This window comes from Intrasporangium sp., from assembly GCF_039812505.1.
In the GTDB taxonomy this organism is placed as follows: Bacteria; Actinomycetota; Actinomycetes; order Actinomycetales; family Dermatophilaceae; genus Intrasporangium_A.
Window position 1 is genome coordinate 1 of record NZ_JBDIAQ010000161.1, and the last position, 7,789, is coordinate 7,789.

General features: G+C 72.2%; 8 protein-coding genes and 1 tRNA gene. 7 read left to right on the plus strand and 2 right to left on the minus strand.

The window, feature by feature from the left end:
* Nucleotides 1-2: 2 nt before the first annotated feature.
* Nucleotides 3-76, plus strand: a tRNA-Asp gene (locus WMI84_RS15570).
* A gap of 155 nt (nt 77-231) precedes the next feature.
* Nucleotides 232-504: a hypothetical protein gene (locus WMI84_RS15575; RefSeq protein ID WP_347354690.1), complete on the plus strand. Its 273-nt coding sequence runs from the start codon at nt 232-234 to the stop codon at nt 502-504.
* Between the two features lie 3 nt (nt 505-507).
* Here the strand turns inward: WMI84_RS15575 and WMI84_RS15580 are convergent, their stop codons facing one another.
* Both WMI84_RS15580 and WMI84_RS15585 read right to left on the minus strand, forming a co-directional pair.
* Nucleotides 508-972, minus strand: coding sequence for an OsmC family protein (locus WMI84_RS15580; protein WP_347354691.1), 465 nt, complete (start codon nt 970-972; stop codon nt 508-510).
* A gap of 223 nt (nt 973-1,195) precedes the next feature.
* On the minus strand, nt 1,196-2,356 hold the full coding sequence (locus WMI84_RS15585) for a helix-turn-helix domain-containing protein (protein WP_347354692.1): 1,161 nt from the start codon (nt 2,354-2,356) through the stop codon (nt 1,196-1,198).
* Nucleotides 2,357-2,487: 131 nt separating this feature from the next.
* Between WMI84_RS15585 and WMI84_RS15590 the strand changes: the two genes are divergently transcribed.
* The 5 genes from WMI84_RS15590 to WMI84_RS15610 all read left to right on the plus strand — a co-directional run.
* Nucleotides 2,488-3,570, plus strand: coding sequence for a ferredoxin reductase (locus WMI84_RS15590; RefSeq protein WP_347354693.1), 1,083 nt, complete (start codon nt 2,488-2,490; stop codon nt 3,568-3,570).
* Between the two features lie 13 nt (nt 3,571-3,583).
* Nucleotides 3,584-4,885 carry an acyl-CoA desaturase gene (locus tag WMI84_RS15595; protein ID WP_347354694.1) on the plus strand — a complete coding sequence of 434 codons (1,302 nt, stop codon included), beginning with the start codon at nt 3,584-3,586 and terminating at the stop codon, nt 4,883-4,885.
* On the plus strand, nt 4,875-5,564 hold the full coding sequence (locus tag WMI84_RS15600; protein ID WP_347354695.1) for an HAD-IB family hydrolase: 690 nt from the start codon (nt 4,875-4,877) through the stop codon (nt 5,562-5,564). The genes WMI84_RS15595 and WMI84_RS15600 overlap by 11 nt, the downstream gene beginning before the upstream one ends.
* A 91-nt stretch (nt 5,565-5,655) precedes the next feature.
* On the plus strand, nt 5,656-7,389 hold the full coding sequence (locus tag WMI84_RS15605) for an aconitase X (RefSeq protein WP_347354696.1): 1,734 nt from the start codon (nt 5,656-5,658) through the stop codon (nt 7,387-7,389).
* A 167-nt stretch (nt 7,390-7,556) separates the two neighbouring features.
* Nucleotides 7,557-7,789 (plus strand): hypothetical protein (locus WMI84_RS15610; protein WP_347354697.1); only part of this gene is annotated, 233 nt, incomplete at its 3' end.

A 7,789-nucleotide genomic window follows, 5' to 3' on the forward strand; every position in this document is an offset into this window, starting at 1 on the left:
ATGGCCCCGTAGCGCAGTTGGTTAGCGCGCCGCCCTGTCACGGCGGAGGTCGCCGGTTCGAGCCCGGTCGGGGTCGCCTCGTCGGAGGCGCCGCTCCAGCAGCAGCGCCTCTCGCCGGACCGGGTTGGGTGGCCTGGTCATGGTCTAGTCACTGGTGACCATTGACGACCAGTAGACTGTTTACACAACATTGTTGTGGAAACAACAGAACAGCATGTCGAGGGGGGCCTCATGCAAACGAAGTCGGACAAGCGATCCGCAACACAACCCGACGACGCCGCGGACCACGTGTGGGTCGGTGCGGCACTGGTCGGGATGGGCCAGGGCGACACCGGCCGCGCCGAGCACGCCGCACGGACCGGACGTCACGTCCTCACCGCGCGGACGCGCATCGAGGTGCTCGAGGTGTACTGCACCCGATGCCGGGTGCCGTACAGCAAGAGCGCCTGCGCGCGGCCGTGCACCGGCGCGCCGCTGCGCACCTCGGTGCACCTGACGCGTTGAGCCTCACGCCTCGCCGTCGAGGACGACCACCGTCGGGTCGATGACCATCTCGGAGTTGAGCGTGTTCGCGATGAAGCAGCCGCGGTGGCCCTTCTCGACGAGCCGCACGACGTGGGCCGGGTCGGTGCCCGCGGCCACCGTGATCCGGGGCCGCAGCGTGACCCGCGTGATCCGCGTCGGACGGACATCGCCGGGCATGAGTCCCGTTGCCTGGTCGGTGTATTCGAGCACCTCGACGCCGGCGTAGGCAGCCACCGCGAGGAAGCTGAGCAGCTGGCACGAGCTCGCCGCCATGACGAGCAGCTGCTCGGGGTTGAGCAGGCGCGGGTCACCGCCGAAGTGGGGGTCGGCCGTCGAGTCGATCTCGAGCCCGGCCGGGCCCACCGTGTGGGTCCGGTCGTAGCCCTCGTACCCGTGGGCGGTCGAGCCCTGCCAGCTCAGGGTGACGTCGTACACGTGCTCGCTCATGTCGAGAGGGTATGCCGCTGGGCCGCCTGCCGTGCGAGCGCTTCCGGTCGGGCCGGGCCGGCCGCGGCGAGACCGGCCCCGTACCGACGGACGACCGTTGCTCGGCGACATGCCGGTGGACAGGCCCGGCCAAGGCCGGTCCGGAGAGCAACGGTCGTCGGTCTGCACGCGGGCCCGAGCGCGACGGCGTGGGCGGCATACCCCGTCGACGGTCGCGACGAGGTCAGCGGTGGCCGGCTCGCAGGACGAGCTCGAGCTCGAACCGGGCCTCCGGGTCCTCCAGCGCGGCGCCGAACAGTTCCTTGAGCCGGGCGACGCGGTAGCCGACGGTCTGCTGGTGCACGAACAGCTCCTGGGCGATCGGCGTGCGCTGGCCCTGGTGGCGCAGCCACGCCAGCAGGGTCTCGGCGAGCCGTTCCCGCGAGCTGCGCCGGACCTGGTCCAGCGGGGCGAGCACGCGAGCCGCGAGGTCCGCCAGCGCCAGCGGCTCGGCCCGCACGACCAGCTCGGCCAGGTGCTCGTCGACCCAGAGCGGCGGCGCCGTGTCGGCATCGGGCGCGTCCCGGTCGGGCAGCCCGTGGGCGCCGGCCGCGAGGGCGAGGTGCAGCGACTCCGCGACCCGGGCCAGCGGACGCGGTGGGCCGATGATCGCCCGGCGCCCGGCCAGGGCCCGGTCGAGGTCGCGGCGCCGTGGCGCCCGGGGGACGAACGGGTGGACCACGACGACGTCGGTGCCGCGCTCCGCCACGAGCGCCTCAGGGCCGAGCGCCGCTCGCAACCCGTCGACGTTCGGGTACGGGACGGTCGCGACCACGGCCACCTCGGGCAGCACCCAGCCGACCGCAGCGGCCGACCGGGCCACCCCGCTCTCGCTCGCGTCACCACGCAGGACCATCTCGAGCAGCTCACCGCGCAGACGCTGGTGCTCACCAGCGCGCTCGCTCTGCTCGGCGGCATACCCCTGGGCGGTGACCGCGGACAGCTCGTCGATGTACGCGAAGATCGACTCGCCCAGCGCCAGCAGCACCTCGGGCTCGAACCGCTCGACCGGAAGGGCCTTGGAGATCGCCCGGAAGGTGACCCGGGCCCCCGCCCGGTAGGCCGCCAGCAGCGACTCGAGGCTGCGCCCCGACCTGACCTCACCGCGCCCGAGCCGCTCGTAGACCCAGCTGTCCTCGACGGACAGGGCCGGCAGGCGGGTGCCGGGCAGGTCGAGGAACCGGTGCAGCGCCACCGACACGCCGCGCCGGACACCCTGGCCGAACCGGCCCTCGAGCGGCATCGCATAGACCGGCACGTCACGGGGGATCGTGCCGATGATCAGCTCGACGATGTCCCTGATCAGCGGCCGGATGAGCGAGCCGACTTCAGCCGGAAGCGACAACCAAGGTGGGTCCGTGGCCGCGTCCGCCAAATCCGCCTCCCGGAAGTTTGTCGTCCCGCAATAGATTCTCGGCAGAAAGGATACGTCTCGGCACGAGCGGCGGCATCCCCGCCGGAGGCAGAGTGAGGAGTATGGCCCAGATCCATGCCCTCCGACGCGCCGCGTCCCTGTTCCTGACGCCCCTCGAGCCGGAGGACGTGCTGAGCCTGGTCAACCCGCTCGCCTCGTACCGCCAGCTGCGCGGCGTCGTGACACAGGTGACCCCGGAGACGGCCGACTCGCGGACGATCCACTTCCGGCCCGGACGGGGCTGGAACCCGCACGATGCCGGGCAGTGGGCCCGCATCGGCGTCGAGATCGACGGCGTGCGGCACTGGCGCAGCTACTCCCTCTCGGCACCGGAGGGAGCCGACCCGGCGATCACGGTCACGGCCATCGGCATGGTCTCGACCGAGCTGGTCCGACGCACCAAGGTCGGCGACGTCCTCTTCCTCGACGTGCCCCAGGGCGACTTCGTCCTGCCCCGCCACCCGCGGCCGCTGCTGATGCTGACCGCCGGCAGCGGGCTGACCCCGGTCATGTCGATGATCCGCACCCTCGTCCCGCGGCGCCCCGACGCCGACGTCGTCCTGGTCCACTCCGCACGCACCCGCGCGGATGCCCTGTTCCACGACGAGCTGCTCGAGCTGGCCGACCAGTTCCCGGCGCTCACGGTCCGGCACTGGTTCACCCGCGAGGGGCAGGGCCGCCGGCTCGACCTGACCGACGTCACCGACCTCGAGACGATCTGTCCCGACTGGCGCAGGCGAGCGGCATACGCCTGCGGTCCGGCCGACTTCCTCGACGGCGCCACCACGCTGTGGGAGTCCGAGCTCGCGGCCGGCCCCGCCGACGGGGCGGCCGAGCCGCTGATGATCGAGCGCTTCGCGCCGGTGCTGCTGCCCGGCGCCGGCGGCGCGGGCGGGCTGGTGACGTTCGAGAAGTCCGACAAGGAGGTCGAGGCCCCCGGTGACTGCTCGCTGCTGGACGCCGGCGAGCAGGCCGGCGTGGTCATGCCGAGCGGGTGCCGGATGGGCATCTGCCGCAGCTGCCTCACCCCCCTGGTCGCCGGTCAGGTCCGCGACCTGCGCACCGGCGAGGTGCACGGCGAGGAGGGCGATCTCGTCCAGACCTGCATAAACGCCGCCGCAGGGCCCGTCCACCTGGACATCTGAGAAGGGAATCCGCATGACTGTCACCGCAACCCCTCCCCAGCGCACCGAGGTCCGGCCGCGCACGCCGGTCCTCGCCAGTTCGGGCCACCCCACGGTCAGACCCCCGGCTGCCGCCCACCTGACCGACGAGCAGGTGGCCCAGCTCGGTCACGAGCTCGACGCGATCCGCGACCGGGTCCTGGCCAGCCGCGGCGCAAAGGACGCGCGCTACATCCGGCGCGTCATCAAGGTGCAGCGCTCCCTCGAGCTGGCCGGCCGCATCACCCTGCTCGTCTCCCGGCGCAAGACCGCCCTGGTCGCCGGCACCGCGATGATCAGCATCGCCAAGATCCTCGAGAACATGGAGATCGGGCACAACGTCCTGCACGGCCAGTGGGACTGGATGCGCGACCCCGACATCCACTCCACCACGTGGGAGTGGGACTTCGTCTCCCCCGCCGCGACGTGGAAGCACACCCACAACGACCTGCACCACACGTGGACGAACGTGGTGGGCCGGGACAAGGACGTGGGCTACGACCTGCTCCGGATGGACGAGCAGCAGCCCTGGACGCCCTATGCGCTGGGCAACCCGCTCTACAACCTCGTGCTGATGCCGTTCTTCGAGTGGGGCATCGCCCTCTACGACCTCGAGCTGGAGGCCTGGCGCACCGGCGAGAAGTCCACCGCCGAGGTCAAGCGCGACCTCAGGCTGACCGCCAAGAAGGCGCTGCGGCAGTTCACCAAGGACTACGCCGCGACCCCGCTCGCCGCCCAGCTGGTGTCCCGGTCCGGGCGCAACGCGCTGATCGGCACCTTCTCGGCGAACTGCATCCGCAACGCGTGGGCGCACGCGGTCATCTTCTGCGGGCACTTCCCCGACGGGGTCGACACCTTCACCGAGGAGATGATCGAGGGCGAGACCCGCGGCGACTGGTACATCCGCCAGATGATCGGGTCGGGCAACATCTCCGGCAGCCCGCTGATGCACCTGATGACCGGCAACCTCAGCCACCAGATCGAGCACCACTGCTTCCCCGACCTGCCGAGCAACCGCTACGCCGAGGTCGCCCCGCAGGTACGCGAGATCTGCGCGCGCTACGGCCTGCCCTACACCTCGGGCCCGCTGCCCCGGCAGGTGTTCCAGGCCTGGGCCAAGGTATGCCGTCTCGCGCTCCCGCCGCAGGGGCTGCGTCCGTGGCTGCGCGAGGAGCTGCGCGCCCGGTTCGGCTCCGGCTCGCCGCGCAGGCTGCCCAAGCAGGCCGTCAACGCCACTCCACGCGTCCCCTCCTCCGCGCGCCTCGGCGCGGCGACCGTTGCCGCCAGTGTCCGCTGAACCGACCCGGGTCGCAGCCTTCTTCGACCTCGACCGGACCCTCATCCGGGGGTCGGCCAACTATCCGCTCGCGATCGCGGCCTTCCGCTTCGGGCTCGTCCCCTGGCGGGAGCTGATCAGCGACACCGTCAACGCCGTGCGTTTCCAGCGGCACGGCTCCACCGACGACGGGTCGGCCGCCCTGCGCGAACGGATCCTGCGCGCGGTCAAGGGACTCCGGCAGTCGGAGATCATCCACCTCGGTGATGCCGTGACCCCTCGCCTCGTCGGACGGCTCATCCCCGAGTCGGCACAGCTGCTCGCCGAGCACCAGAGCCGAGGTGAGGACCGGGTCGTCGTATCGGCCAGCCCGATCGAGATCGTCGGACGCTTCGCGACCGCCCTCGGCCTCGAGGGTGCCGTCGCCACCCGGGGCGAGCTGGACGAGGAGGGCCGCTACACGGGCCGCCTCACCGGCGAGTTCTGCTACGCCAAGGGCAAGGTCGTCGAGATCGAGAAGCTCGCGGCCGAGCGGGGCTACGACCTGGCGCGGTGCTACGCCTACAGCGACTCGGTGAGCGACCTGCCGATGCTCGAGCGCGTGGGCCACCCCGTCGTCGTCAACCCCGACCGCGAGCTGCGCGCCCTGGCGGCCGAGCGGGGCTGGCCGGTCGTCGAGGCGGCCCGCAAGCGGCCCTGACGGCGCGGCGCCGGTACCTCCTCCCGCGCGTGGACTTCGGCCGGATGGCGCTCAGCCGGGCGGCGCGCAGCCGCCGTGGGACGATCGGGGCATGGCCCTGACCCTGACGGCTGTGGAGCAGGCGATGCTCGACGGTGCGCAGGGACCGGGCGTGGCCATGGCGATGCGCGTCGTCACCGGGCTCGGCCGGGTGCGCGGCGCGACCCGACTGGTCGAGATCGCCTCCGCGCACATCGACGGCTGCCTCTACCACGGGTGGGTCGGCCTCGACTTCGCCGAGCGGCTGCGCGACCTCGGTGCCCGCGTGGTGGTCCCCACGACCCTCAACGTCGGCTCGCTCGACCTGCTGCACCCCGGGCTCGTCCGCGGCGACACGGCCGAGCAACGTGAGGTGCGCACCGCGGGTCGGGCCCTCATGGACGCCTACGTCGCGCTCGGCGCCCGACCGACCTGGACGTGCGCGCCCTACCAGCTCGACGCCCGGCCGGCCTTCGGCGAGCACGTGGCCTGGGCGGAGTCGAACGCGATCGCCTTCTGCAACTCGGTCCTCGGCGCTCGCACCGACCGATACGGCGACTTCCTCGACATCTGCGCTGCGGTCACCGGTCGCGCTCCGTATGCCGGGCTGCACACCGACGGTGCCCGGCGCGGAGACGTGCTCGTCGACTGCTCGGCGATCCCGGACCGGGTCCTGCGGCTCGACCTGGCCATGCCGCTGCTCGGGTATCTCGTCGGCTCCCTTGTCGGCACGCGGAACCCGGTCCTGGTCGGGCTCCCCGAGGACGTCGGCGAGGACGGCCTCAAGGCGTTCGGCGCCGCGGCAGCCTCCTCCGGCGGGGTGGCGATGTTCCACGTCGTGGGCGTCACCCCGGAGGCTCCTGACCTCGAATCCGCCTTCGGCGCAACGGAGCCCGTCGAGCGCATCGGTCTCAGGACCGACGACCTGGTGCGCGCCCGCCACGAGCTGACGACGGCCGAGAGCGGGCGCCTGGATGTCGTCAGCGTCGGCACCCCGCACGCCTCGCTCGACGAGATCGCCACGCTGGCAAGGCTTCTCGAGGGCGGGCCGCCCATCGCCCCTTCCGTCGACTGGTACCTCTCGACCGGCCGGTCGGTACTCGCCGAGGCGGAGCGGCTCGGCCACGTGCGGGCGCTGGAGGAGAGCGGCATACGCATCGTCGTCGACACGTGCACCTACGTCACCTCGATCCTGCCTCCGGGCGCTCGCGTCGCGATGACCAACAGCGGCAAGTGGGCGCACTACGCGCCGGGAACCTCGGGGTCGACGTGGTCATCGGAAGCCTCGCGGAGTGCGTCGAATCCGCCCGGGCGGGAAGGGTGCTCATCGATGACTCGCTCCTGCGCTGACCCGCCGTCCGGTATGCCGCTCACCGCGGTCCCGCTGCACGGCGGGTCCGCGCGGGGTGCGGTGCTGCACCTGGACGCCCCGCTGTCGTTCTGGGGAGGCACCGACCACGACGGCCTGGTCATCGACGCACACCACCCCCAGCACGGGTGGTCGGTCTCGGGCCGCGTCCTGGTCATGACGGCCGGACGCGGCTCGAGCTCGAGCTCGTACGTGCTCGCCGAGCAGCTGCGGCGCGGGACCGGGCCGGCAGCAATCGTGCTCGGCGAGGCCGACGCGATCATCGTCCTGGGCTCCATCGTCGCCGACGAGCTCTACGGGATCGTCACCCCGGTGGTGCAGGTCGCGCGGGGCGACTTGTCGGCGTTGCCGAGCGGGCTCGTGGTTTCGGTCGGCGCCGACGTCGAGCGCGGCTGGGCGCGAGTCACGGCTGACCCGTCCGGAGTCGAGCGGTCGTGATCACCCGGCTGGTGCCCGTGCCTGCAGCCACCCCCACTTCGACCGATTGCCCGATCGAGGGAAGGACACGCCCGATCGGGGAGTCTCGCGCAAGCGGAGCGCACGGGCTCGTCGCGCGCGTAGAGTCGCCGCATGCCGAGCAGGCGGCGGACACCCCGGGAGGTGTCGTGACAGCGCCCCCGGAGCCGAGCGATCGTCACTCGCGGAGCCTGCTCGGGCGGGTCGCGGGACGCGTCACCGAGCGCGTCGTGGAGACGGTCCAGCCGGACCTCATCCTCGATCACGTGGACATCGACGCACTTGTCGAGCGGATCGACCTGGATGCCGCGATCGCCCGGATCGACTTGGACCAGCTCGTCGCGCGAGTCGACCTCAACGCCATGCTGGACCGGGTCGACCC